Genomic DNA, 23767 nt, shown 5'->3' with positions numbered 1-23767 from the left:
TGAATTTTTCAGAACCTTTTTTGCTACTTCAGTTTTTCGTTTATCAATTTAATTATTTTCTCCTTTTCGTCAGGCTCAAACCAATTAATTTCCTCGTCTCTTCTAAACCAGGTAAGCTGGCGTTTGGCAAAACGGCGGGTATTCTGTTTAATGGCTGCTATGGCTTCTTCTAAAGAAATAGTTCCATCTAAATAGTCGAAAATTTCGCTATAGCCAACTGTGTTGAGGGCATTGTACTTCCTGAAATCAACCAACCCCTTCACTTCGTTTAAAAGGCCAGTATCCATCATTTGGTCAACCCTTCTGTTAATCCTGTCGTATAAGACAGCCCGGTCAGTATTTAAGCCTATTTTGATGATATTAAATGACCGTTCCTTTTTGGTAGCCGAGAGCATGGAGGAAAGTTTTTGTCCGGTTGATAAAAAGACTTCCAGCCCTCTGATCATCCGCTGCGGGTTTTGCTGGTCTACCTTTGCAAAATACTCGGGATCTGCTGCTGCCAACTGTTCCTGGATGGCAGTAATGCCTTCCGTTTCAAATTGTTGATTTAGCTTTTCTCTGATGGTTAGATCAATATCAGGCATTTCATCCAAACCATTAATCAAGGCATTGATATAAAGCCCCGAGCCACCTACCATGATGGCTATATCGTGTTTTTCAAAAATCTGATCGAGCACTTTTAAACCTTCCACTTCAAAATCGCCCGTGCTGAACAATTGTGCTACTGAGTGCGAGTTTATAAAATGGTGCTTAGCTGCTGCCAGTTCCCCTGCATCGGGCTTGGCTGTACCAATCTCCATTTCCTTAAAAAACTGGCGCGAATCAGCAGAAATAATTTCAGTGCCAAAATGCTGTGCCAGCTGAATAGCCAGAGCAGTTTTACCAATTGCGGTAGGCCCCACTATGGAGATTAAGGTTTTTGTTTTTTTATCAGTGCTACTTGTAGTGAGCATAACGTTTTTAAATGAAAAAGTCAGATGTTATACACCTGACTTGATATAATTTAGATTTTATTGAGCAGATTAATAGTCATCTTTGTGACTGTCATCTTCATAGCTGTCATTATCAGAAAACTCGTCGCCGAACTCATCTTCTTCACTCTCTTCATCCTCATCACGTTCTTCTTCATTAATTCCCATGTCGCCCATAGCTTCTAATTCATCAGTATCTTCGGGTACAAAATTCATCTCATTTAAGAAATCGAATTCACCTGCAGCGGCACCAGCGGCAGCCAAACCAGGATCGGTAACAGGCGCATTACTGCTTTCGAAAATTTTAGGTGCTTCGCCACTGCTTTTAGCTAAAAATGGATATTCGATATTCGGATCAGCATCTAATATAATTTTAACCAGTTCCACGTGGAAATCGTAAGGACGGTCGAAATTATAGATGTAATAAAATTTCTGGTGTGGATCTTCAATAAAACCGCTTAATTTCGAATTTCCCATTAAAACTACACGATCTTTTTTACGCTCGCTCGGTAAATAAGCGATTTCATCACCTTTTAACCAGTTATCAGTACTTACATAAAAAGACGAAGATTTTTCTGCATTATAACCTGTTGATCTGTGGATAGCCTTGTGCAGATCTTCAAATGTCTGATTTGATTTAATGTCGATCTCTCTCACAACATCATCATAATCTTCGAAAGTAATTCTAAATTTATAAATAGCCATTATTGTATTTTGGAACCGTAAAAATAAAGTTAATTTGCATTATCGCAAAACATCAGACGTCACAAAACAAAGAAGAAAGAGACGTATTAAGCAATTAAATGATTATTTAACAGGATTTAATCCCATTTGTTTTGCCTGATCGAGCATAAAATTAAACGCTTCGTTGTAATCATTTGTGATATCGCCTTCTAATATGGCTTCGCGGATCGCATTTTTGATTAATCCCACTTCTTTTCCGGCACTTAACCCAAAAGTCTCCATAATATCGTTGCCCGAAATGGGAGGCTGCCAGTTTCTGATTTTATCGCGTTCTTCTACATCTTTGAGTTTCTGTTTAACCAGTTCAAAGTTGTTTCGGTATTTGGTTTTTTTGTACTCGTTTTTGGTGGTGACATCGGCATTGCACAAGAGCATCAGGCTTTCTATTTCTTCTCCGGCATCAAAAAGCAGTCTTCTCACCGCCGAATCGGTAACGGTTTCCTGAGCCAGTACAATGGGCCGTAAATGCAGCTGAACGAGTTTCTGCACATACTTCATCTTCTCGTTTAAAGGCAGTTTTAACTGTGCAAAAATTTTAGGGACCATGCGTGCCCCTCTGTCTTCGTGGCCATGGAATGTCCAGCCATGGCCTTCTTCAAAACGTTTGGTGGCTGGTTTGGCAATATCGTGTAAAATAGCCGCCCAGCGTAGCCACAGGTCGTCGGTATCGGCACAAATGTTATCCAATACCTCTAAAGTATGGTAAAAATTATCTTTATGTCCTTTGCCCTTTATAATTTCTACCCCATAAAGCTGTGCCATTTGAGGGAAAATGATGTGGAGTAGACCGGTATCAAAAAGGTGCTTAAAACCAATAGAAGGTTTGGGCGACAAAATGATTTTATTCATTTCGTCGGTTATCCTTTCTTTAGATACAATACCAATGCGTTGTTTCTGGGTTTTAATCGCATTTAAGGCCGCCTCGTCTATACTAAAATTGAGTTGTGTAGCAAAACGGATGGCCCGCATCATGCGCAGGGGATCATCTGAAAAAGTAATTTCCGGATCGAGTGGAGTACGGATCAGTTTATTTTCCAGATCTTCCATGCCGTTAAATGGATCGAGCAATTCGCCAAAATTACCGGCATTCAGGTTAATGGCCAGGGCATTGATGGTAAAATCGCGGCGTAACTGATCATCAGATAAAGTACCATCTTCAACAATGGGCTTGCGAGAATCAGACCGGTATGATTCCTTTCTGGCACCCACAAATTCTACTTCTAGATCCTGATATTTAATATTGGCTGTACCAAAGTTTTTAAAGACGGCAACTTTTGTATTTAATTTTCTGCCAACAGCCTCGGCATATTCAATACCACTGCCTACTACCACCACATCAATGTCTTTCGATGGACGGTTTAAAAATATATCACGAACAAAACCGCCGATAACATAAGCTTCGGTATTGTGCTTATCGGCTATTGATGATAAGGTTTTAAAAATCGGGTTTTGTAGGTGTTGCTGCATGCAGTTGATAATAGTTATCAACCCAAGACCCGAAAAATTAAAAAGGCATATAGCCGGTACTTTCGGACATGAGTATGATGGTAATGAATTACAAAAGTAGTAAAATTACTTTCTAATAAATTCAAACTGTCCGGATGGACCAAGTTTAATAATGGTTGATGGTTTTTTATTGTTCCGGTTTTCCTGTTCAAAATCTACCACATAATCAACTGCCTCCAGTATCTCGGGTGCCATGTCATCAAAGAATTTGGGTGAGGGCTGACCACTTAAATTGGCTGAAGTAGAAACAATAGGCTTTCTGAAACGCTGGATCAGTGGGGTGCAGAAATCGTGTTTTACAATCCTGATGCCTACACTTCCATCTGCATTGATTACGTTTGGAGCCAGGTTTTTAGCTCCCGAAAAAATCACGGTCAAAGGGTTTTCTGCATATTCGATCAGATCGTAAGCCACATCGGGTATTTCGGTAACATAGCTTTGCAGTTTGCTATCCACATCCAATAATACAATCAAGCTTTTTTCGGCCGGTCGGTTTTTGATTTTCAATATTTTATCAACCGCTTCAGGGTTGCTGGCATCGCAGCCTAATCCCCAAATGGTATCGGTTGGATACAGGATAACCCCGCCTGATTTCAAAACTTCTAAAGCCTTATTAATTTCGTCTCTAAGCATGCCGCAAAGGTATTTATAAATAGGAAGTTAAATTATGTTAATGTTTATTTTTTTTAATTCCGTAATATTTAGTTTTACAAAAAATGCAGAATAAGATGAAAAAGTTATACGCGTTAATTCTTTTTTGTGCATGTGCTAACCTGCTCTTTGCACAACAGAAAGTTATTTTTCACTACAAATTTATCCATAATGTTAAAGGCAGAGCCGGGGGAGGTTTACTGGATCAGTTTTATCAGAACGGCCAATCTTTAGAACTCCCGAAAGCCGACCAGGTTTTTAAAGGTGATACGATTAACGAAGGACCAAATAAGACTATAAAAGTATATTTAAAGGGAGATAACAAACGCCCGCCATTTATTTTAAAAACACCAGCAAGTAAAAGCCTTGTTTACGCCGAGGGAATTTGGATAAACCCTACTGTACTGGTTGTTGACACCTTGAATAATTTCAAATGGAGAATTGCTAAGGAGACTAAAAATATAGGCGATGTAACTTGCACAAAGGCTGAGACTTATTTTAGAGGGCGTAATTATGTGGCCTGGTTTAAAAAAGACGATGATTTTCGTACAGGTCCGTGGAAATTTGGTGGTTTGCCGGGCATTATATATGAGGTAAGCGATGCTGAAGGAATATTTAATTATGTTTTAGAAAGTTTTGAGCTCGTGGATCAATTTCCGGTAGAATTGAAGTTGCCCGAAGCTTATAAAGATGATATCATGATTACGCATAGTGATTTTATTAATAAATGGAAAACCATAAAGCAGGAAGCAGAAAAGGACAACGATAAAGTAGAGCATACCTTTACAGGCTCGACAAGGCAAATTAACTTTGTTGCTCCATTGCAAGAGTTATATTGATTTTGTAGATATTCTCCTACGTATTTTCGCGATATCCTATAGAAATCAAATGGATTTGTAAAATTTATATCAACCGTAACCTTTTCATTTTAAAATTGTTATATTTATTACAGGTTATTTACATAAAAAACGCACGATGAAAACAATTCACAAATTATTAATGCTACTTACAGTTGTATTGGCATTAGCCGGATGTAGCACACTCCGCACCGCATCCGATTACGATAAAAACGTAGATTTAAACAGTTACAAAACTTATAACTTTTACGATAAAGGTATTGCAAGGGTTAAATTGAATAACCTAGACAAACGCCGTTTAATGGCTGCTGTTGAAGCTGAAATGAATACCAAAGGATTTACTAAAGCGGATAAACCCGATTTGTTGGTAAACCTGGTAGTGGTTGCCAGAGAAAAAACTGATGTTTACGGTCCTGCCTACTATGGTGGATGGGGTTGGGGCGGCGGCTGGGGCTGGCGCGGAGGTTGGGGTGGCTGGGGCGGCCCAAGCTACGTAAACCAATACATTGAAGGAACCATTATTATCGATTTCTTGGATCCTTCTAAAAAGATTTTATTCTGGCACGGACAGGGTAGCGGTTTTAACTTAGATAACTTTAGCAAACGCGAACAACGCCTTTATACTGGTGTTAAAGAAATATTGGCACAATATCCACCAAATGTGGTAGCTTCAAGATAAGCTTTAATTATTGGCTAAGCATATTTAGATAGCAATCCATTAATTGCTGAGTAACTACAGGGCTGTTGAATTTTTGAACAAATTCCAGCCCTTTTTCTTTCATTTCTTTTTGCAGCTTCGGCGATTCGATGATGCTGTTGATGGCTTTTGCCAAAGCACCTGCATCGTTAGGCGAAACATACAGGCTGTTAGGACCGCCAGCTTCCTCTAAACATGAACCTGTTGCTGCTACAACGGGTACTGCCGAATACAAAGCTTCAATAATGGGGATACCAAAACCTTCGTAAAACGAGGGGTAAGCAAAAACGTCAGCCATTTGGTATATGCCAGGTAAATCGGCAAAGGGAATGTTTTGTAAAAATACAATCCTGTTTTTTAAACCAAGCTGCTCAATCTCTTGCTCAACCGTTTTGAAATAGGGGGTGCGCTTGCCAATTACGACCAGTTTATAAGCTTCGTCTACCTCTTTTAAAGCCTGTACCATTAGCTTTAGGTTTTTGCGTGCTTCGATGGTGCCTACACTGAGGATAAACTTTTCAGGTAGTTTGTACGTGGCTCTAATGCGGCTTAGGTTTTCTTTTGCAAAAGGGTTTTTGAAACTTTCATCACAGCTTTGATAAATCACTGAAATTTTAGCGGGATCAATACCGTACAAATCAACAATATCTGCTTTTGTTTTTTCGCTGATGGCGATAATCCGGTCGGTACGTTCGCAGGCCGATCTGCTTTTCCATTCGTAAAGCTTCCGGTCTATAAATTTATAATACTGCGGAAAGCGCAAAAATATTAAATCGTGTATGGTAACAACCGATTTAATGTGGGTATGCTGTATGGCTAAAGGAATTTCGTGGCTTAAACCATGAAAAATCTGAATGCCATCCTGGTTAAGGTCTTTAAGAATATTTAAGCTCCGCCATAAAAACGGCCCTGTTTTAGGGAGTTTTAATTCGATGTTAGGTTGCTCAAAAAAAGCATCAACCTGTTTAGCAGCTTTAACTTTAGGTGTATAAACCAAATACTGGTTTGCCGGAAACTGATGTGCCAGCTGCTCGATTAGCGAACGGCTATAATTGCCAAGTCCGGTTAAATTATTGGCCGCGCGTTTACCGTCAAATCCGATTTTCATTATTGTAAAGTTGTAAGTTGGAATGTTGCAACGTTTTGAACATTCCAACTTTTCAACAATTTTTTTATACGGCTACATTATTTTCTCTCAACGCATCGTTAAGCGAAGTTTTCTTATCTGTACTTTCTTTACGTTTACCGATAATTAAAGCACAAGGCACCTGGAATTCGCCAGCAGGGAATTTTTTGGTATAGCTACCTGGAATTACTACCGAACGGGCTGGTACAATACCTTTGTATTCAACAGGAGTTGGGCCAGTAACATCAATAATTTTAGTCGATGCAGTTAAAACCACATTAGCACCTAATACAGCTTCTCTTTCTACTTTAACACCTTCTACAACAATTGCTCTTGAACCTAAGAAAGCATCATCTTCGATAATTACCGGAGCAGCCTGAACTGGCTCTAATACACCACCAATGCCCACACCACCACTTAAGTGAACGCGTTTACCAATTTGTGCACATGAACCTACAGTAGCCCAGGTATCAACCATAGTACCTTCATCTACATAAGCGCCAATGTTAACGTAAGATGGCATCATGATTACACCTTTTGCTAAAAACGAACCGTAACGTGCGCTGGCCATAGGTACAACACGTACACCAGTTGTTTTATAATCGGTTTTTAAATCCATTTTATCGTGGTAAACAAATGGGCCGTTTTTAATTTCTTTCATCTCGCGAATCGGGAAATATAAAATTACCGCTTTCTTTACCCACTCATTAATGCCCCAGGAGTTTAAAACCGGTTCAGCAACGCGGATTTCGCCCTTATCTAAGCCCATAATTACGGCTTCGATGGCTTCGCAATAGTTGCTGTATTTTAAAAGGGTTCTGTCCTCCCAAGCGGCTTCAATTAATTTCTTTAAATCTGAATACATGATGTTTTTAAATTTTACGCAAAATAAATCAATTTTTACTTATTAAAGGGCTAATTGTTTAAATTGTTTTGTTCTTGGGTTAATTGGGTGCAGGTGGTTACTGTTGAGTGACGCTCGATACAATTAACCGATTAACCAGTTTCTACAATTAACCAACATAGCAATTAACCTAATTACGTACTTTTGTACCTTTATGTCAGAAACAGAAAAACTAAGAATCGATAAATATTTGTGGGCCATCAGGTTGTTTAAAACCCGGAGTTTGGCTACTGATGCCTGTAAGGCGGGCAGGGTAAAGCTTAACGGCCAGAATATTAAAGCATCGGCCATTGTAAAAATCGGCGATGTTTATCAGGTATCGAAGGGAATTGAAAAGAAAGTTATCGAAGTAGTAGAATTTTCTTACAACAGAACAGATTCGCCAACGGCATTAACCAAGTATAAAGATTTAACGCCCGTTGAAGAAACCCATGCTTTTAAATCAGCTTTCCATGCGCCAACGCTAAAACGCGACAGGGGAACCGGCCGCCCAACCAAAAAAGACAGACGGGAAACCGACGATTTATTAGGTGGGATATTTGAAGAAGAGTAGTTAGTTTCCGGTTTTAAGTTTCGGGTTTTCTTCTTGCGTACTGGTAACTGCATACTGAAAACTGAAATGCCTCATCCGGTAACTCATCATAGCCGTTTTGCCCAGTTTTTCAATCAGTTTATAATTGGCTACAGCGCCAACTGCAGCACCTACAAAGGGAAGCATTTGGGCCAGTTTAGCCAGATCAATATAATCACGGTATTGTTGTTGAAAGGTTAGCCAGTCAAATTCATCAATATTAGTAGGCAGTTTGTGCGCCTTATTATCCCAATCCTGCATTTTAATAAAAACCTGCTGACTTTCTCCTTTACTCGAAAAAGCAAGTTGAAAAATGTGCAAGATGTACAAGCGCTCGCGATAATCTTTTACGTCGTAGCCATAAATTGCGGCGATATCGAAAAGCATTTTCATTTTGATTCCGAGTAACAAGGGGAAATCGGCTAAACTCATTAAAAAACCACCTGCGCCGGTAATGCCGCCTTCTGCTGCCCCTGTATTTTTGTAATTTTCGATCTTTTGTTTAATCAGGGCCTCGCGGTGCATCAGTGTTAAATCGGTAACAGGCTTCGAAGTTGTAAAAGTAGAACCAAAAAGAACCGTTTTAACCATTTGTTTAATGGCTGCAGTAATGGCCTGATGCACTTTATCCGGAATAACGCTGTTAATTTTCTTTTGAACCTTATCGGTTACCTTACTCAAAAGTGATGGCTTCTGCAAGATTTTAAACTTCCAGAACTCCAGTTCGCTCGTTATTTTTTGCTCGTAGGTCATGTAAAATATACTGCAATAATTATTCCTTAAAATTTAACAAAATTTAATGATAATAAAACAATAGAAAACGATATATTTAGTTATCTGAAACAATATCTAAACCTTTCATTATGAAAACATTGAAAATCTTGTCTTTGCTCGTGCTTGCAGCAGGGGCAGCGCAGGCACAAGGTGTAAAATTTGCGGTTAATCAACCCGCTGCAGGTAGCAAAGTTAAGTTTACCTATACGCCAAAAGGAACCAATCTCGAAAACCTGGCCGATGTAAAATGTACCAGCTATACTTTCTTCTCGGGTACAAACCCAAAGAATGCCAAAGTTGAGCTGGTAAAAGATGGCGAAATTTATAAAGGAGAAATTTCTACACCTGATAGTGCAACCGTTGTAGGACTTGCCTTTTCAGTTGGCGATCAAAAAGATGAAGCGCCTGCTGGTTATGTTTTGGAACTCACAAAAGGAGGAAAAGTAGCGCCTGAGGCCTACCTTAACGAAGCTTTTCTCTATGGTTTAGCCGGTAATTATTACCTGGGGCTTACGCTCGATCCTGAAAAAGCTGAGGGACTTTATAAACAAGCTTTTACATTAAAGCCTGAACTTAAAAAGAAAAATTTATATGCTTATCTGTCTCTCGCATATAAAGCTGATAAAGAAAAAGGCGGCAAAATGATTAACGAAAACATTCAGCAGCTGGCTAAAATAAAAGACCCCCAGGAGGAAGACCTGACAACCACCTTAAACCTGTATAATTTGTTAAAGCAAAAGCCGCAGGTTGATTCGGTTAAAGCCATTTTGCTTAAAAAATATCCGAAAGGTAATTATGCTTACGGGCAAGATATGAATGCAATTTATGGAACCAAAGATTTTGCTGAGCAAGAGAAAAAGGCTTTGGATATGATTGCGAAATATCAATACGATCCAGCTAAAAAAGCTGATGAATCGAAATTAAACTCTGTTTACAATATTTTGGCTGGTTCGAGTATCAGAGCTAAAGCTTTAGATAAGTTTGAGTTGTACAGTAGCAAGGTAACCAATAAGCAGAGCAAAGCTGGTTTGTACAATAATTTTGCCTGGCCGTCGGCCGAGAAAAAAGAGAACTTGGAACTGGCGACAAAACTTTCTAAGCAATCGCTCGATTTGATAGAAGCGGCCAAAAAAGATGAAGTTCCGGCTTATTTCTCTTCAAAAGATGAATATATAAAATCGCTGGATCGGGCTTATGCCATGTATGCCGATACCTATGCGCTATTGCTGCATCATCAGGGTAATAATAAAGAAGCTTTGGCTTATCAGGAAAAAGCCAAAGCCTTTAATGATGCCAGTGGAAACGAACGGTACATCATGTATTTAAATTTAACAGGTAATAAAGATAAAGCCTATACTGAAGCCGAAAAGATCATAAAAGAAGGGAAAGCTACCGACTCTTTGAAAGCAACCTTCAAAACACTTTACACCACTTTAAAAAAGGAAGGTTCTTATGAAACCTATATTGCCAACTTGGAAAAAGCAGCTATTGAGAAAGAAAGGGCAGAATGGACGAAGAAAATGATCAATATCCCTGCCCCGGCTTTTTCATTAACCAATTTAAAAGGCGAAACGGTTAGTTTAGCCAATTTAAAAGGCAAAATTGTAATATTAGATTATTGGGCTACCTGGTGTGGTCCGTGTGTAGCCTCTTTTCCGGGGATGCAAAAAGCAATGGCTAAATATTCGGCCAACCCTAATGTGGTTTTCTTGTTCGTAAATACCTGGCAAACAGAAGATAATCGCGAAAAACTAGTGACAGATTTCATTGCTGAAAAGAAATACAATTTTAATGTGCTTTACGATACCAAGAATGCGAAAGATCCTTCGAAATTTGATGTAGTAAGTGCTTATAAAGTGGATGGAATTCCGACAAAATTTATAATAGATGCAGATGGAAATATCAGGTTTAAAGCGGTAGGCTTTTCTGGTTCGGATGATGGTGTAGTTAAAGAAATAGATGCGATGGTTGGATTATTGGCTTCGAAAGAATCGAGCAAATAATAAGGAATTAAAAATTAAACGGGGCTGGTTATTCTTGCAATACAGCCCCGTTTTTTAATAAGTTATCCGCAAAGGCGAGGTTTCCCAAAGCTTAAAAGCTTCCAGGGCCTCATCGCGCATCAGTTGTACCACGGGTAAAGTTCTTTTATCCATGGGTTTTTCCAGTTCATCGTAAATAAACTTATCACTGAAACCAATGTTTTCTGCATCGGTTTTGGTATTGGCGTAATAAATGGTTTCGATTCGAGCCCAGTAAATGGCGCCTAAACACATGGGGCAGGGCTCGCAGCTGGTATATACCACACAACCACTCAAATCAAAAGTGCCCAGTACTTCGCAAGCTAGTCGAATGGCCGATACTTCAGCGTGGGCAGTAGGATCGTTAGTTGAGGTTACTTTATTGGCCGATCCGGCAATAAATTTGCCATCCTTTACAATCACCGCACCGAAAGGGCCACCTATATGCTGGCTTACATTTTTTACCGATAGCGCTATGGCCATCTGCATAAATTCTTCGTGTTGTTTGTTGTTTTCCATCGTTAAATTATTGCACAAAAAAAATGCCCCGATTTTATCCAGGGCATTCTAATTAAATATTTTTACAACTTATTTTTTGCTGTATTCAGCATTTAAGCCTTTAATTACTTCCGATGTTACATCTAAGCTTTCGTCTGCAAATAAAATAGCGCTGTTACCTTTTGAGTAAGTTAAAACCATTTTAAAGCCTTTTTCTTTGGCATAAACTTTTAGATAAGCTGCAACTTTATCATAAAGCTTCTCGTTTTCAACAGCTTGCTCGTTTTGTAAAGCGCCACCTGCATTTTGCTGGTAGGTTTGAAGCTCCTGTTGTTTACGAGCCAAACGTTCTTCAGTCGATTTACGTTGATCGGCTGATAGAGTTTGTGCTGATTGCTGATACTGGGCCACTTCACGTTGAAAAGCCTGTCCTTTAGCCTGCATATCAGACTGTGCATTTTTGGTTTTACCCTCAAATTTCACCTTAAGATCTTTGAAATATTCGTATTTTGTTAACAAAGAATCAGAGTTAACATATACAATTTTCTCACTTGCAGAAACTGCTGCAGTAGGGCTATCTGTTTTTTTTGTTTCAGTAGTTTTAGCTTCTTTGTTCTGGCAGGCTGTGAAAGTTGTAATCAAAGCAGCTGTCGCAAATAAACCAAAGGTTTTGAAGGTTCTTCTTTCCATTATTGTTTAATAAATTTTAGCAAACTTATATAAATTAGTTTTGATATGCAATTTAAGAATTACACTGTACTGACTTAAAACGCCAGGCTTTACAAATTATTTGAAAAGCAATAACAGTTTTTCATTTTAAAGCTTCTTCCTGCTATCGCTTTACTGTACAAACAGCTGGAAAAAAGCTGTTTGCTTCGTGTTCGCTTATATCGGGTTTAGGTAGCTAAGGCAGCTTTAAAATTAGCGGTAGCGTGTGCATAACTAACAAAAGAACCACAATGTGAATATTAAACCCGATCCGATAGCTATCGGATAAAATGGAAAGCACCCGATTCTTCATCGGGACTTGTAATGTAGCGCGGGACTAACGCTGAAATGGAATGCAGGTTTGGCTTTTCAATAGCATATTTAAACTATGCCTAACAGCTTTTTGCTTTGGTCTTTAAGCGGTCACATCTCTCCTCAAAACTTATCCACATATTAGCTTAATTGCCAAAATTTCCGTATTTTTGATACTTATAGTTTTTAATTAATATATGAGCGAAGAACAGGATTTAAAGTCAAATTATTCGGCAGATAATATACAGGTTTTAGAAGGTTTAGAAGCGGTGCGTAAGCGCCCTTCGATGTATATAGGTGATACGGGTGTTAAAGGATTACACCATTTGGTTTACGAGGTTGTAGATAACTCTATTGATGAGGCTTTGGCTGGTCATGCAGATACAATCGACGTTAGGATTTTACAAGGAAACTCGATCAGGGTTGAAGATAACGGCCGTGGTATCCCGACCGGAATTAATACTAAAGAAAATAAATCGGCGCTTGAGATCGTAATGACGGTTTTACACGCCGGTGGTAAATTTGATAAAGATACTTACAAAGTTTCTGGTGGTTTACACGGTGTGGGGGTAAGTTGCGTTAACGCCTTATCTACCGATTTAAAAGCAGAGGTGCACCGTGAAGGTAAAATCTGGATGCAGGAGTATAAAATTGGGGTTCCGCAATATGATGTGAAAGAAGTTGGAACTACGGATAAGCGTGGTACGATTGTAACTTTTACTCCGGATGCAACTATCTTTACCCAAACTACCGAATACAAATACGATACTTTAGCTGGTCGTTTGCGCGAGCTGGCTTTCTTAAATAAAGGCATTAAGCTTACTTTAACAGATGAGCGTGAAACTTTAGCCGATGGCAGTTTCTTCGCCGAAACTTTCCACTCGGAAGGTGGTTTGAAAGAGTTTGTTGCCTTTTTAGATGGTACACGTACTTCGATCTTGGCTGAACCAATTTATATTGAAGGTATTAAAAATGGTATTCCGGTTGAGCTGGCTTTCCAGTATAACGACAGTTATTCTGAAAATGTACACTCTTACGTAAACAACATTAATACCCACGAAGGTGGTACCCATATTGCGGGTTTCCGCAGGGGTTTAACCCGTACTTTAAAAAACTATGCCGATAAGGAAGGTTTGTTAAAGAACGTAAAAATGGAAATTACCGGCGATGACTTTAGAGAAGGTTTAACTGCGGTAGTTTCTGTAAAAGTACAAGAGCCTCAGTTTGAAGGACAAACTAAAACCAAACTGGGTAACAGTGAGGTAATGGGATCGGTAGATGTGGCTGTAGGTGAGGCACTGGGTAATTACCTGGAAGAAAATCCGAAAGAAGCCAAAATGATTATCAATAAGGTAATCTTAGCTGCTACTGCGCGTGCAGCGGCACGTAAAGCCCGCGAAATGGTTCAACGGAAGAGCGTAATGGGCGGTTCGGGTTTACCTGGTAAACTGGCCGATTGCTCTGACAGTGATCCGGAAAGATGCGAAATCTACTTGGTAGAGGGTGACTCGGCGGGTGGTACCGCTAAGCAAGGTCGCGATAGAAACATTCAGGCTATTTTACCTTTAAAGGGTAAGATTCTGAACGTAGAGAAAGCGATGGAGCACAAAATTTACGAGAACGACGAGATTAAAAATATGTTTACCGCAATTGGGGTGAGCATTGGTACACCTGAAGATGATAAGGCCTTGAACTTAACTAAACTGCGTTACCACAAAATCGTAATCATGACGGATGCTGATATTGACGGTTCGCACATTACGACCCTGATTTTAACATTCTTCTACCGTTACATGCGCGCATTAATTGAAGCTGGTTATGTTTACATTGCATCGCCACCACTTTATCAGGTTAAAAAAGGTAAAGATTTCGAATATTGCTGGAATGACGTACAACGCGATGCGGCTGTACAACGTTTAAAAGGTGCAGGTAAGGAAGAAAGCGTACACATTCAACGTTACAAAGGTTTGGGTGAGATGAACGCCGAGCAGTTGTGGGATACTACTTTAAATCCGGCAACGCGTACTTTATTGCAGGCTACCATTGAAAGTGCTGCAGAATGCGATCACACTTTCTCTATGTTAATGGGCGATGAAGTTGCACCACGTAGAGAGTTTATTGAGCGTAACGCGAAATATGCGAAGATTGATGCTTAATTGAGCTTAAAGCTCAAAGACTAAAGCAGAAAGCTAAATAATTAACCCTTTTCAAGTTAAATCTTGGAAAGGGTTTTTGTTTTTTAATGATATTAATTCTAAAATTTATATACATAGTTTTCTTATGTATTTGTATTTTTATACATTTGACCTATGGCAGTTAATAACGAATTATTTAAAGGCACCTTACAAACCATTATCCTCAATCTTTTATCAGAAAATGAGCGGATGTACGGTTATGAAATTACGCAAAAGGTAAAATCGGTTACAAAAGGAGAATTACTGTTGAAAGAAGGTGCGCTGTATCCAGCATTGCACAAACTCGAAGCCGAAGGTTTGCTCGAAACCACTACAGAAGTGGTTGGAAACAGGCTTAGGAAATATTACTCTTTATCTAAAGATGGTGAGAAAGAAGTGATAAATAAGCTTCAGGAAGCAAAGGATTTTATTGGTCATTTACAAGTGTTGTTAAACTTGAAGCCAGTAATTTAAAGGAAATTAACAACAGAAAAATTTTGATCATTTAAGAATGAACTTAACTAAAGAACAATTAGAGGAGCTTAGACGTTTTATCCGGCAAAAGGGTATTTCTTATATTGATGTGCAGATGGAAATTTTAGACCATGTGGCTTCATCTGTAGAAGAAAAGATGACCAATAAGCCCGATCTGGATTTTGAAAACGCACTTAAACGAACCTACAAAGGTTTCGGGGTTTTAGGTTTTAATGTTATTGTAAATGGAATTGTTAATGCCATTCAGAAAAGATATAACCGCTTTTTCTGGAAAAGTTTTACTTCTTTTTTTGGTTTCAGGTATATTTCAATTGTATGTTTTTCAGTGTTGGCGCTCTATAAAATGCTTGCATTTATAGGGAAGGATGAGTTTTACAAATTCACTATCATCGGATTACTTGTTATTACCGCTGGTGTATTGTTAACCAATTTTCTGATCAAAGACTATAAAAAATACCTTTCCTTTAAATCTGGAACTTCCTTTCCTTTTTAGGTACGGGGTTGTTTTTTGCCAATTTGATAATAAATAAAATGTCTGCAAGTACTACTGTTTTATCAATGATCGCATGGCAGTTAGCAGCTGCATTATCAGTTGTGTTATTTATAGTTTATTTCATAGCAGCTTTAAAAACCGCAAAGGCGGGCATGAATGAAAGTAAATCATTAATAGAGAAATATAACATATTGTATAACTAGTTTTGTTGGGTTATAAGATAGTACACAAAAAAGCCATTCAAAAATTTCGAATGGCTTTTATTATTTGTACACTTAACTACAGCCGCTCCTCATCCAAGGAACAAACCGTAGTACTTAACTAACCGCTATCAAACGATTTTCTTTATCGACTGGCCCTACAAAATGTAGTACGATCCTACAGGAGCCAGTTCTGTTTGAGGTTTATCCTCGTATATTTTATTGTCATCCAGCATCTGGCATAAATCGCGTTCAATGTTTCTGCAAATGGTGGTGGTTGGTGTATCAGTCGGTTTATTTTCGAATGGATCCTGTAGATGTACCGCCATTTTTTCTACTAAAAGAAAAAACGCTGCAATAGCTACAACCAGAGGTACCTCCATATATCCGAAGTATTCTATCAAACCAAATGGAAGCAATACAATAAATAAATGAATAGACATATTGATGTATTTGCTATAGGTAACCGGAAAAACCGTGTTTTTGATCCTTTCCGAACCGCCCATGTGGTTACACAAGGCTGTAATGGTTTTATCGATCTCTATTTGCTGGTATTTATTTATCCAGCCTTCCTGTAAAGCTTTTTTAAGGTCCATAGCATGTAACTCCAGTATAGAAGTGGTTACATTTTTACGTTTCTTAATAAAAGCCATTTCCTCGGCACTCAGGTATTCTTCCAATCCTTTTCGGGCGTTAAATCCTCTTAACGATTGGCTTAAAGCATAACACCAGGCAATCTGTCTTTTGATAAACTTTTCTTTAAAGGCTTCAATCTCATCGGAGCCATAAGGATTCTCTACGAACGACAATATCTGGCGGGAGATTGATCTCGAATCGTTAACTATGGCCCCCCATAGGATTCTGGCCTCCCACCATCTATCGTAAGCCTGATTCGAACGAAATGCCAATAACAGGGAAATGATGGTTCCCAATAATGCCGGTACTGCAACTGGAATGGATATACGCGTAACATGGAAGTTTTCGTATAGCACTACGATACCTATTGAGTAGCCTATAACAAACAGAAGTTCTTTCTTGATCTTCCCGAATATATAAGTGAGCGGAATATTATTTCGTAACAGCATATGATAATTTTTTTAAATGATTTTTGATTAAGCACTTGCTTCCTGCAACTGCGTTTCCTGAATCTTGGTATCGATTAAATTTTCTGTGGCCAAAACACTTGTTGGTGTTAACTGAATTACTGGGCATCCGGCACGTCCGGTTAAAAACTTCGGGTCGATGCTATATTTGTTGATGGGTGTAAAGTTGTAGCCATCTAAATAAGCAATACAGTCTACATCAAAAGCTTCGATAAAGTTTTTAAAGGCAGCAACCGTACTTCCGTAAAAATACTCAAGGCCTACTGCGCCAATCTGACCGGCATATTTTGCTTTAACCTCGTTTAATTGCTGATAAAATTCGTCGCTTATGTTTTCATAGTCGCGGCTGCGGCGGCTTAACATCAGCATATCGGTTATCGAATCTGATAATTTAAAAGCGTGTACAAAAATGATATTCAGGGTTTCGTTACGCTGGTTTTGAACAAGCGCATCGATAATGTTAATGCTTCCTAATTTAAAATCGGTAGGTACTAAAACTGTTTTCATGGCTTTATCTTGTTTAAATGAATTAAATATTTATACAAGTTTAGCCCGAAGTTATTACAGCGAAATAAGAATGGTATTAGAATGAGATTAGAATGTACACCTTTTTGGAATTAACTGTTTATTGGTTCATTTGTGCTGGTAGAAAAACAATAACTGGTTTGCATTATTATTTCCCGCAGATTAAACAATGGATGCTTATCAGCGTATTCTGCGAAATCAGCGGGCGAGGAAATAGATTTACAATTAATTATTTTCCTGCAGATTTAAGGAGATTAACACGGAGCAACTAAACCAAGAAATAATAACCAAAGGAGAGACTATCAATTAATAATGCATGAACAAGAAATAATAACCAAAAAACAATAATCAAGGGAGAGACTATAAATAAATGATATATAAACAACGCATTCCCTATTGAACGATTAGTCTATTAACTAATGACCAATGATTAATGGAACCATTGAATTAAACTTTAATAGGTAACAAAACCTTAATCTCAGTACCTACGCCCTCCTGCGATTTGATGGCAATACTACCACGGTGCAGGCGGATAATGTTTAAAGAAAGGGGAAGCCCCACGCCATAACCTTTAAAATCGTTGGTGTTTGATGCGCGGTAAAAGGGCTCGAATATATGCTGGATATCGGTTTGGGGAATTCCGATACCTCTATCTGTAACGGCAATAGAAAGGGTGTTGGCATTGCTTTCTATACTAACACTTACCAGCTTTTCATTCGAATATTTGCAGGCATTACTCACAATATTGTTTAAGGCAAGTTTCATGAGGTTCTTGTTTGCCCTTAAAGTAAGCAGGTTTTCATCGTCTGGGAGTTTGCTAAAGTCGATTTCGATTTTGCTGTTGGGATGTACCTGGTTAACCGAATCTTTAATTTCCCAGAGCAGTTCGTCCATTCTTACTTCTTCCCAGGGTTGGTTTTTTCCGTTAAAGCCCGATTGGGCTAAACCCAATAAACTTGTTAGGATATGTTCCAACCGCTCGGCTTCGTCTTTAATTTTAGATAAGGCCTTCTCCTGTTTCTGTTGGTCATCGATGGTTTTCATGGCCAGTTCTACTTCGCCACTGATGATGGTTAAAGGTGTTCTTAATTCGTGCGAGGCATTGCTGATGAAATTGTTTTGCGTTTCAAAAGCAGTTTCCAAACGGTTAAGCATGTTGTTAAAAGTTTGGGCCAGTTGCGACATTTCATCATTTCCATCTTTAACATCAAGCCTTAAGTGCAAATTTTCGGCCTTGATTTTTTTTACGCTTTTAATAATGTTGCGCAATGGCATCAGCATGTAGTTGGAGAATTTCCAGCCTACAATGAACGATAAAATAACCGAGAGGAAAAAACCGATGATCAGGATTCTTTGCAGGTCTTTCAACTCCCGAAAGCCAAAGGGATCGTTTGCAGAAACAATAACGATGTAACCGCTATTTTTATTTTCAAAGAATTTGCCGGCATAAAAGTGGTTTTCAACCCGGTATCGGGCCATGGCGCCTGTTTTTATCCGGTTGTAAAAGCTTGCTGGCAACTTGCGATCGAGCGCTTTAACTTCTCCGGCCCGCATAATATATTCTTTTTCGGAAGGTAGGCGCTCCAGGTACTGGTTACGCATTTTGGCATAAGCAGTGTTGTTAACATCTTCATAGAGTTTAATCTGGGCGGCAATTTTAACCCTGGCCTCTAAACGTTTGTAAAAGTCTTCGAAAGCAAATTCGTTAGAGAAATACCAAACAAAACCACTTAACAGGGAAATAATAACGGCCGAGAGAATGGCAAAGAGTAAAGTGATTTTTTTGGCGATCTTCATTTATTTTTCTTTTAACACATAACCGAGGCCTACGGCAGTGTGGATGAGTTTCTGACCGGCGTTTTTATCTATTTTTTTGCGGAGGTAGTTTACGTAAACATCAACTACGTTGGTACCAAGGTTAAAGTCTATATCCCAAACATTCTCTAAGATATCAATCCGCGATAAAATTTTCGATTTATTTTTAGCCAGGTATTCGAGGAGGCGGTATTCTGTTGCTGTGAGTACGATTTCCTGCTGGTTGCGTTTTACCGTTTTGGCACTAAGGTTAATTTGCAGGTCGGCAATGTTAATAATCTGATCCTGGGTAGTAATGCCGTTGTATCTTCTAAGCAACATTCTTATCCTTGCAAAAAGTTCGGCAAACTTAAAGGGTTTAATCAGGTAATCGTCGGCACCGTTATCGAGCCCGTTTACTACATTTTCGGTAGTACCCAATGCGGTAAGCATAATAATGGGGGTTTGGGGTTTCTGTGTTTTGATAATTTTACAGAGCTCCAGACCGTTTATGCCGGGTAGCATAATATCGAGAATGATGAGGTCGAAATCATGTTCTGTGGCCATCTGTTTCCCGATTAACCCATCGGGGGCAATACTAACCGTGAAGCCTTCTTCCGTAAGTCCTCTCGATACCACAGAAACCACACTCGGTTCATCTTCTACAAGTAATAAATTCATTTAAGTAGCAAATAATCTAAAAAATAGCGAAATACAAAATATTTAGCGCCAGAAGTTATTTTTTAATGCTTTTTTAACGCGAAACCGACACAATTGTTTGAATTTTAGACAGCAAAAAGAAAGCTCCTCAATTGCGATTGAGAAGCCTTAATTATTTTTGTTAGCTAAAATTAGCTTCCTTTTTCTGATTTTTCTTTCAGCGATTTTAAGCCATCCTCAAAATCTTTGCCTATCATTTTATCCATGCTTACGAAAACACACATCCATTTAGAAATCATATTGTTTTCGCCGCTCATGGTCCAGGTTACTTTCTGGCCGGTACCATCAGGCTGAATGTCGAATTTAGTATCGGCCAAACTTTCGAAAGGTTTAATGAATTTAAGCTCAATATCTACGTTTGTACTTGGTTTTGCTGTTAATATAGTCATCGATCCCTGTCCGGTTTCTTTACCTTCCCATGTGTAAATGTGGCCAGGTTGAGCAGGCGTGCCAGCGTAAGTTGTTTTGGCACTTGGTTCCATTTTAGCCCATGGATTCCATTTGTAGAACTCTTTAAAATCGGCAATGTTTCTGTAAATAACACTATCGGGTGCATTAATTACAGTGCTGCGACTAACTGAATAGGTTTTTGGTAATACCAGTCCGCCTATAACAAAGATAATTGCCAGTACGACAATAATACCTACTAAGATTTTCAGAAATTTCATATTTGATTGTTTTGGTTAACTTAAATTTATAAAGAAACCAGTATAAATCAAAACAAAATTTGTTTAAACGATTTTGATTTTTGTGGGCAGGGCATTCAATTTAAAATGCATTAAATCGGCAATAGACTGCGCCTTTTGCTTAATAGTTTCGGCATTTGGCCCTGCAAATAAATCATCAACGGTCTCATAAAACAGGTTTTTCCAAATGCCGAACTCTGCTGTTTGCAAGGGTGCTTTATCGTTAATGGCAAAATGGGTAAGCATAGGGTTGCCTTTGTAAATCGCTTTGCCAAAAAGGATACTTTCCCAAAAATCGTACATCTTGGGTAGGTGGTGCTGCCAGTCTACTTTCGCTATCTGGGTAAATATCGGTCCGATTTTATCATTTAGCTGCACCCCCTTGTAAAAGCTATCAACCAAAAGAATAATGTCTTCCCTGTTATTAATATCGTTTTTCATAGCGCAATGAGTTTAGGTTTAAGCACCCAAGTACAATTAGTAGTAAAAGTTTGATGCTTTCGATGATGATATACAAAATATGATGATGGCTTGTGGCTGGTGGCATGCCTGCCAAAACCAGTTTTGCCCTTTCATCTAATAATGGCAACAGCCAAAAAGTATCGGCCAGTAAGATAAGGGTAAGTATAACAAGTAGCTTACTTTTAATGTTTTTGAAAGGTGCCGGAAAGGAACAAATTAAAACAACGGCTAACAGGGTAATTTCGATTTTGTTGAGCGCCTGAAAAACCAACTGCCCAATGCCCAAACCCAATGAAATGGTAATGCCGGGAGCCTGAAACTTAAGCGGTGCTTCTAAAAAACTGATCCCGGCAATTAATCCTGCCCAGAAAATGAGGCAAAAACATGCGATTAACTTCTTCATTTGATACAAATATCACCTTTAATGAATTGTAAAAAATGATTAGGGTCATAAAAAGAAATAATCTTTATTTATACAGCCTTAAAATCATTTTGTTGTAATCGATAACGGCTTTATACTGCATTAAAATATCGCCCCCAATAATGCCCGAAATAGGAGGGTGGCCAAATTGCTGGTAGGTATCGCTCACCGATTGAAGATCGAAAGCAACGGTTTCGTAATTTTTGATTTTTAACAAACCTATTTTCAGCTCTGGGATGGTAGCCTGAATGGTGGTTGTGGTAGTAAAAAGTGTAGCCGCATTAATTTCTTCGGATACCTGAAGGGTTGCGGCAAGGTGTTGCTCAATGAGGGCCTTATCGAACACGCTGCGCGAAGCTCCTGTATCCAGTACAACTAAATGGGTATCTTTAAAAATAACAACTTCTACCAAAAGGTGAAAGCCATCGTCTTGCAGGTTAATAAGTTTAAGCGGTATTGAAATTGATCTCATTGTTTATTATTTGTTATTGCCCTTTAAATACGCTCAGGGCAACAATCTGGTTAAGCATAAAAAAATGCCACGGAGGTACGAAATACACAGATAATAAATCTATTCTGTGCTTCGGTGTTTCCGTGGCAAAAAAGAAGTGAAGGGCGTACTAAACCAATTTCATTTCTGCCAGTACGCTGTTCATATTTCTAACGGCATCGGCACTTTTGTTAAATGCTGCCTGCTCATCATCAGTTAATTTAAAATCGATTATTTTTTCCCAGCCGCTACGGCCAACAATCACCGGTACACCTAAACAGATGTCATCCTGACCGTATTCGCCTTCTAAAGAAACACAGCAGGTAAATAATTTTTTCTCGTCGCGTAAAATGGCTTCAACCAAAGCTGCGCCAGCTGCACCGGGGGCATACCAGGCAGAAGTTCCAATCAAACCTGTTAAGGTTGCACCGCCAACCATAGTGTCGGCAGCAACTTTATCCAAAGTAGCTTTATCAAGTAAATTGCTTACCGGTAAACTTTGGTAAGTAGCCAAACGGGTTAATGGAATCATGGTGGTATCGCCATGACCGCCAATTACAAAACCTTGCAAATCGTTAGGATTGCAGTTTAAAGCCTGTGATAAATAAAACTTAAAGCGCGAGCTATCTAAGGTGCCACCCATACCAATAATCCGGTTTTTAGGTAGGCCTAACGATTTCAGGGCTAAATAAGTCATGGTATCCATCGGGTTACTTATCACGATAATGATCGCCTCCGGAGAGAATTTTAATATATTTTCGGCTACACCTTTTACAATGCCGGCATTAATGCCAATCAGTTCTTCGCGTGTCATACCCGGTTTGCGTGGCAAACCTGATGTGATAACCACCACATCCGAACCTGCAGTTTTACTGTAATCGCCTGTTACGCCGGTAATTTTGGTGTCGTAACCCAAAAGGGTTGCGGTTTGCATCATATCGATGGCTTTACCTTCGGCGAAACCTTCTTTAATATCTAATAATACAAGCTCGTTCGCCAGTTCTTTTCGTGCAATATTATCTGCACAAGTTGCGCCAACTGCGCCTGCTCCTACAACCGTTACTTTCATATATCTAAAATTTTATGGTTTGCTGTATAAATATCAATCGAAGGTATAAATAAATATAAGGTTTAAAAATGCTTTTGAAAACTTTATAGGCTGATAAGTGTGCAATCGATACTAAAAGGCTCGCAATTGATACTTGCAGGAGTCGCACCCATAAAGGATGGGAAACATTGCGTGGTGATCGTTAAAACTTTATTTCTAATCTGATGGTTATTGATTAAAGCCTATTATCATGGAAAATAAACCTATTTCGGATATCGATTATAAAGCCTTTGAAGGCAAATGGTATTCTTTGTATTCGATCCCGACTTTAATGGATAAACATTGGAAACAGACTACTGAAACCTACACTTTGGCTGATAATGATCATTTTGATGTGTATACCGCTTACCATAAAGCTGGCAAGGTCGAAGAGAAATCAATTACTTCTAAACTGTTTTTTGATGCGGCGGTACACAATGGCGGTATGAAAGCCCAGTTTTTATGGCCTTTTAAAATCGGCTACCGGATTATAGAACTGGCCGACGATTACAGTTACGTGGTAGTAGGGCACCCTGAAGAAAAGTACCTTTTTATTATGGCCCGCGAACCCAAAATGGAAGCTGATTTATTGGTGCATATTATTGAAAGGTGCAGGCAGAAAGGTTATGAGGTGAGTAAACTGGTGAGTTAGGAGCATTTTGGCTAAACCTATCAGGTTTTGAAAACCTGATAGGTTTGCTTGAAAGGTTTATTCGTCATTTTTTGTTGATAATTTGCTGACAACTTCCGCTATCAAATTCCTTATTTTTGAAGAAC

The 23767-nt window shown here is 38.8% G+C and carries 26 protein-coding genes; 8 read left to right on the top strand and 18 right to left on the bottom strand.

The annotated features are described in order from the left end of the window. Nucleotides 1–23 precede the first annotated feature (23 nt). The 4 genes from miaA to DBR40_RS15770 all read right to left on the bottom strand — a co-directional run bounded on the left by miaA (nucleotide 24) and on the right by DBR40_RS15770 (nucleotide 3854). Nucleotides 24–953, bottom strand: coding sequence for a tRNA (adenosine(37)-N6)-dimethylallyltransferase MiaA (miaA, locus tag DBR40_RS15785; protein WP_124560725.1), 930 nt, complete (start codon nucleotides 951–953; stop codon nucleotides 24–26). A gap of 69 nt (nucleotides 954–1022) precedes the next feature. Then, nucleotides 1023–1676, bottom strand: coding sequence for an IS1096 element passenger TnpR family protein (locus DBR40_RS15780; RefSeq protein ID WP_124560724.1), 654 nt, complete (start codon nucleotides 1674–1676; stop codon nucleotides 1023–1025). A gap of 102 nt (nucleotides 1677–1778) precedes the next feature. Continuing rightward, on the bottom strand, nucleotides 1779–3182 hold the full coding sequence (locus DBR40_RS15775; protein WP_124560723.1) for a CCA tRNA nucleotidyltransferase: 1404 nt from the start codon (nucleotides 3180–3182) through the stop codon (nucleotides 1779–1781). 105 nt (nucleotides 3183–3287) lie between these two features. Next, nucleotides 3288–3854, bottom strand: coding sequence for an L-threonylcarbamoyladenylate synthase (locus DBR40_RS15770; RefSeq protein WP_124560722.1), 567 nt, complete (start codon nucleotides 3852–3854; stop codon nucleotides 3288–3290). Nucleotides 3855–3949: 95 nt separating this feature from the next. On the opposite strand from DBR40_RS15770, the gene DBR40_RS15765 reads away from it, so the two are divergent. Next, a complete protein-coding gene (locus tag DBR40_RS15765) occupies nucleotides 3950–4711 on the top strand; it encodes a GLPGLI family protein (protein WP_158674060.1) in 762 nt (253 codons plus the stop codon). A 136-nt stretch (nucleotides 4712–4847) separates the two neighbouring features. Continuing rightward, the gene (locus DBR40_RS15760) at nucleotides 4848–5408 is read left to right on the top strand and encodes a DUF4136 domain-containing protein (RefSeq protein ID WP_124560720.1); all 561 of its coding nucleotides are present in this window, start codon (nucleotides 4848–4850) and stop codon (nucleotides 5406–5408) included. A 7-nt stretch (nucleotides 5409–5415) separates the two neighbouring features. On the opposite strand, the gene DBR40_RS15755 is transcribed toward DBR40_RS15760, so the two are convergent. After that, nucleotides 5416–6534 (bottom strand): glycosyltransferase family 4 protein, encoded by a 1119-nt coding sequence (locus tag DBR40_RS15755; RefSeq protein ID WP_124560719.1) that lies wholly within the window; start codon nucleotides 6532–6534, stop codon nucleotides 5416–5418. 64 nt (nucleotides 6535–6598) lie between these two features. Beyond that, entirely contained in the window at nucleotides 6599–7417 is an 819-nt protein-coding gene (locus tag DBR40_RS15750) for a 2,3,4,5-tetrahydropyridine-2,6-dicarboxylate N-succinyltransferase (protein WP_175635629.1), read from the bottom strand. 193 nt (nucleotides 7418–7610) lie between these two features. Here DBR40_RS15750 and DBR40_RS15745 point away from each other — a divergent pair, with 193 nt between their 5' ends. Continuing rightward, the gene (locus DBR40_RS15745; protein ID WP_124560717.1) at nucleotides 7611–8009 is read left to right on the top strand and encodes an RNA-binding S4 domain-containing protein; all 399 of its coding nucleotides are present in this window, start codon (nucleotides 7611–7613) and stop codon (nucleotides 8007–8009) included. Here the strand turns inward: DBR40_RS15745 and DBR40_RS15740 are convergent, their stop codons facing one another. Beyond that, nucleotides 8010–8780, bottom strand: coding sequence for an EcsC family protein (locus tag DBR40_RS15740; protein ID WP_124560716.1), 771 nt, complete (start codon nucleotides 8778–8780; stop codon nucleotides 8010–8012). Between the two features lie 110 nt (nucleotides 8781–8890). Between DBR40_RS15740 and DBR40_RS15735 the strand changes: the two genes are divergently transcribed. Beyond that, complete coding sequence (locus tag DBR40_RS15735; RefSeq protein WP_124560715.1) at nucleotides 8891–10804, top strand: redoxin domain-containing protein; 1914 nt, start codon at nucleotides 8891–8893, stop codon at nucleotides 10802–10804. Nucleotides 10805–10858: 54 nt separating this feature from the next. Here the strand turns inward: DBR40_RS15735 and DBR40_RS15730 are convergent, their stop codons facing one another. Further along, nucleotides 10859–11341 carry a nucleoside deaminase gene (locus DBR40_RS15730; RefSeq protein WP_124560714.1) on the bottom strand — a complete coding sequence of 161 codons (483 nt, stop codon included), beginning with the start codon at nucleotides 11339–11341 and terminating at the stop codon, nucleotides 10859–10861. Between the two features lie 69 nt (nucleotides 11342–11410). Continuing rightward, nucleotides 11411–12010, bottom strand: a complete 600-nt coding sequence (locus DBR40_RS15725) for an OmpH family outer membrane protein (RefSeq protein ID WP_124560713.1) — start codon at nucleotides 12008–12010, stop codon at nucleotides 11411–11413. A 527-nt stretch (nucleotides 12011–12537) separates the two neighbouring features. On the opposite strand from DBR40_RS15725, the gene gyrB reads away from it, so the two are divergent. The 3 genes from gyrB to DBR40_RS15710 all read left to right on the top strand — a co-directional run bounded on the left by gyrB (nucleotide 12538) and on the right by DBR40_RS15710 (nucleotide 15502). Further along, entirely contained in the window at nucleotides 12538–14496 is a 1959-nt protein-coding gene (gene gyrB / locus DBR40_RS15720; RefSeq protein ID WP_124560712.1) for a DNA topoisomerase (ATP-hydrolyzing) subunit B, read from the top strand. Nucleotides 14497–14649: 153 nt separating this feature from the next. Beyond that, nucleotides 14650–14988, top strand: a complete 339-nt coding sequence (locus DBR40_RS15715) for a PadR family transcriptional regulator (RefSeq protein WP_124560711.1) — start codon at nucleotides 14650–14652, stop codon at nucleotides 14986–14988. A gap of 37 nt (nucleotides 14989–15025) precedes the next feature. Then, nucleotides 15026–15502, top strand: coding sequence for a hypothetical protein (locus DBR40_RS15710; RefSeq protein ID WP_124560710.1), 477 nt, complete (start codon nucleotides 15026–15028; stop codon nucleotides 15500–15502). Between the two features lie 358 nt (nucleotides 15503–15860). Here the strand turns inward: DBR40_RS15710 and DBR40_RS15705 are convergent, their stop codons facing one another. The 9 genes from DBR40_RS15705 to mdh all read right to left on the bottom strand — a co-directional run bounded on the left by DBR40_RS15705 (nucleotide 15861) and on the right by mdh (nucleotide 22972). Then, on the bottom strand, nucleotides 15861–16787 hold the full coding sequence (locus DBR40_RS15705) for a bestrophin family protein (protein ID WP_124560709.1): 927 nt from the start codon (nucleotides 16785–16787) through the stop codon (nucleotides 15861–15863). Nucleotides 16788–16814: 27 nt separating this feature from the next. After that, on the bottom strand, nucleotides 16815–17312 hold the full coding sequence (locus DBR40_RS15700) for a hypothetical protein (RefSeq protein WP_124560708.1): 498 nt from the start codon (nucleotides 17310–17312) through the stop codon (nucleotides 16815–16817). 465 nt (nucleotides 17313–17777) lie between these two features. Further along, nucleotides 17778–19127 carry a sensor histidine kinase gene (locus DBR40_RS15695; RefSeq protein WP_124560707.1) on the bottom strand — a complete coding sequence of 450 codons (1350 nt, stop codon included), beginning with the start codon at nucleotides 19125–19127 and terminating at the stop codon, nucleotides 17778–17780. Next, the gene (locus tag DBR40_RS15690) at nucleotides 19128–19805 is read right to left on the bottom strand and encodes a response regulator transcription factor (RefSeq protein ID WP_124560706.1); all 678 of its coding nucleotides are present in this window, start codon (nucleotides 19803–19805) and stop codon (nucleotides 19128–19130) included. It abuts the gene before it with no gap. 170 nt (nucleotides 19806–19975) lie between these two features. Further along, nucleotides 19976–20512, bottom strand: a complete 537-nt coding sequence (locus DBR40_RS15685) for an SRPBCC family protein (RefSeq protein WP_124560705.1) — start codon at nucleotides 20510–20512, stop codon at nucleotides 19976–19978. A gap of 63 nt (nucleotides 20513–20575) precedes the next feature. Next, a complete protein-coding gene (locus tag DBR40_RS15680; protein ID WP_124560704.1) occupies nucleotides 20576–20971 on the bottom strand; it encodes a group III truncated hemoglobin in 396 nt (131 codons plus the stop codon). Continuing rightward, entirely contained in the window at nucleotides 20955–21395 is a 441-nt protein-coding gene (locus tag DBR40_RS15675; RefSeq protein WP_124560703.1) for a hypothetical protein, read from the bottom strand. The genes DBR40_RS15680 and DBR40_RS15675 overlap by 17 nt, the downstream gene beginning before the upstream one ends. Before the next feature lie 64 nt (nucleotides 21396–21459). After that, entirely contained in the window at nucleotides 21460–21885 is a 426-nt protein-coding gene (locus DBR40_RS15670) for an aspartyl protease family protein (protein WP_124560702.1), read from the bottom strand. Between the two features lie 148 nt (nucleotides 21886–22033). After that, nucleotides 22034–22972, bottom strand: coding sequence for a malate dehydrogenase (mdh, locus tag DBR40_RS15665; RefSeq protein ID WP_124560701.1), 939 nt, complete (start codon nucleotides 22970–22972; stop codon nucleotides 22034–22036). A gap of 229 nt (nucleotides 22973–23201) precedes the next feature. Here mdh and DBR40_RS15660 point away from each other — a divergent pair, with 229 nt between their 5' ends. After that, nucleotides 23202–23642, top strand: a complete 441-nt coding sequence (locus tag DBR40_RS15660; RefSeq protein WP_124560700.1) for a lipocalin family protein — start codon at nucleotides 23202–23204, stop codon at nucleotides 23640–23642. Nucleotides 23643–23767: the final 125 nt, after the last annotated feature.

It is taken from the genome of Pedobacter sp. KBW01 (genome assembly GCF_003852395.1).
Taxonomy (GTDB): domain Bacteria; phylum Bacteroidota; class Bacteroidia; order Sphingobacteriales; family Sphingobacteriaceae; genus Pedobacter.
This window is presented reverse-complemented; position numbering and strand designations above follow the sequence as displayed.

What these genes read in the sequence shown, in the direction of transcription:
- DBR40_RS15660 (WP_124560700.1), top strand. Translation starts at nt 23,202, where the DNA reads ATGGAAAATAAACCTATTTCGGATATCGATTATAAAGCCTTTGAAGGC.
- DBR40_RS15740 (WP_124560716.1), bottom strand. Translation starts at nt 8,780, where the DNA reads ATGACCTACGAGCAAAAAATAACGAGCGAACTGGAGTTCTGGAAGTTT.
- gyrB (WP_124560712.1), top strand. Translation starts at nt 12,538, where the DNA reads ATGAGCGAAGAACAGGATTTAAAGTCAAATTATTCGGCAGATAATATA.
- DBR40_RS15765 (WP_158674060.1), top strand. Translation starts at nt 3,950, where the DNA reads ATGAAAAAGTTATACGCGTTAATTCTTTTTTGTGCATGTGCTAACCTG.
- DBR40_RS15760 (WP_124560720.1), top strand. Translation starts at nt 4,848, where the DNA reads ATGAAAACAATTCACAAATTATTAATGCTACTTACAGTTGTATTGGCA.
- DBR40_RS15770 (WP_124560722.1), bottom strand. Translation starts at nt 3,854, where the DNA reads ATGCTTAGAGACGAAATTAATAAGGCTTTAGAAGTTTTGAAATCAGGC.
- DBR40_RS15685 (WP_124560705.1), bottom strand. Translation starts at nt 20,512, where the DNA reads ATGAAATTTCTGAAAATCTTAGTAGGTATTATTGTCGTACTGGCAATT.
- DBR40_RS15675 (WP_124560703.1), bottom strand. Translation starts at nt 21,395, where the DNA reads ATGAAGAAGTTAATCGCATGTTTTTGCCTCATTTTCTGGGCAGGATTA.
- DBR40_RS15735 (WP_124560715.1), top strand. Translation starts at nt 8,891, where the DNA reads ATGAAAACATTGAAAATCTTGTCTTTGCTCGTGCTTGCAGCAGGGGCA.
- DBR40_RS15750 (WP_175635629.1), bottom strand. Translation starts at nt 7,417, where the DNA reads ATGTATTCAGATTTAAAGAAATTAATTGAAGCCGCTTGGGAGGACAGA.
- DBR40_RS15775 (WP_124560723.1), bottom strand. Translation starts at nt 3,182, where the DNA reads ATGCAGCAACACCTACAAAACCCGATTTTTAAAACCTTATCATCAATA.
- DBR40_RS15690 (WP_124560706.1), bottom strand. Translation starts at nt 19,805, where the DNA reads ATGAATTTATTACTTGTAGAAGATGAACCGAGTGTGGTTTCTGTGGTA.
- mdh (WP_124560701.1), bottom strand. Translation starts at nt 22,972, where the DNA reads ATGAAAGTAACGGTTGTAGGAGCAGGCGCAGTTGGCGCAACTTGTGCA.
- DBR40_RS15715 (WP_124560711.1), top strand. Translation starts at nt 14,650, where the DNA reads ATGGCAGTTAATAACGAATTATTTAAAGGCACCTTACAAACCATTATC.
- DBR40_RS15780 (WP_124560724.1), bottom strand. Translation starts at nt 1,676, where the DNA reads ATGGCTATTTATAAATTTAGAATTACTTTCGAAGATTATGATGATGTT.
- DBR40_RS15705 (WP_124560709.1), bottom strand. Translation starts at nt 16,787, where the DNA reads ATGCTGTTACGAAATAATATTCCGCTCACTTATATATTCGGGAAGATC.
- DBR40_RS15700 (WP_124560708.1), bottom strand. Translation starts at nt 17,312, where the DNA reads ATGAAAACAGTTTTAGTACCTACCGATTTTAAATTAGGAAGCATTAAC.
- DBR40_RS15695 (WP_124560707.1), bottom strand. Translation starts at nt 19,127, where the DNA reads ATGAAGATCGCCAAAAAAATCACTTTACTCTTTGCCATTCTCTCGGCC.
- DBR40_RS15680 (WP_124560704.1), bottom strand. Translation starts at nt 20,971, where the DNA reads ATGAAAAACGATATTAATAACAGGGAAGACATTATTCTTTTGGTTGAT.
- DBR40_RS15745 (WP_124560717.1), top strand. Translation starts at nt 7,611, where the DNA reads ATGTCAGAAACAGAAAAACTAAGAATCGATAAATATTTGTGGGCCATC.
- DBR40_RS15755 (WP_124560719.1), bottom strand. Translation starts at nt 6,534, where the DNA reads ATGAAAATCGGATTTGACGGTAAACGCGCGGCCAATAATTTAACCGGA.
- DBR40_RS15710 (WP_124560710.1), top strand. Translation starts at nt 15,026, where the DNA reads ATGAACTTAACTAAAGAACAATTAGAGGAGCTTAGACGTTTTATCCGG.
- DBR40_RS15730 (WP_124560714.1), bottom strand. Translation starts at nt 11,341, where the DNA reads ATGGAAAACAACAAACAACACGAAGAATTTATGCAGATGGCCATAGCG.
- miaA (WP_124560725.1), bottom strand. Translation starts at nt 953, where the DNA reads ATGCTCACTACAAGTAGCACTGATAAAAAAACAAAAACCTTAATCTCC.
- DBR40_RS15725 (WP_124560713.1), bottom strand. Translation starts at nt 12,010, where the DNA reads ATGGAAAGAAGAACCTTCAAAACCTTTGGTTTATTTGCGACAGCTGCT.
- DBR40_RS15670 (WP_124560702.1), bottom strand. Translation starts at nt 21,885, where the DNA reads ATGAGATCAATTTCAATACCGCTTAAACTTATTAACCTGCAAGACGAT.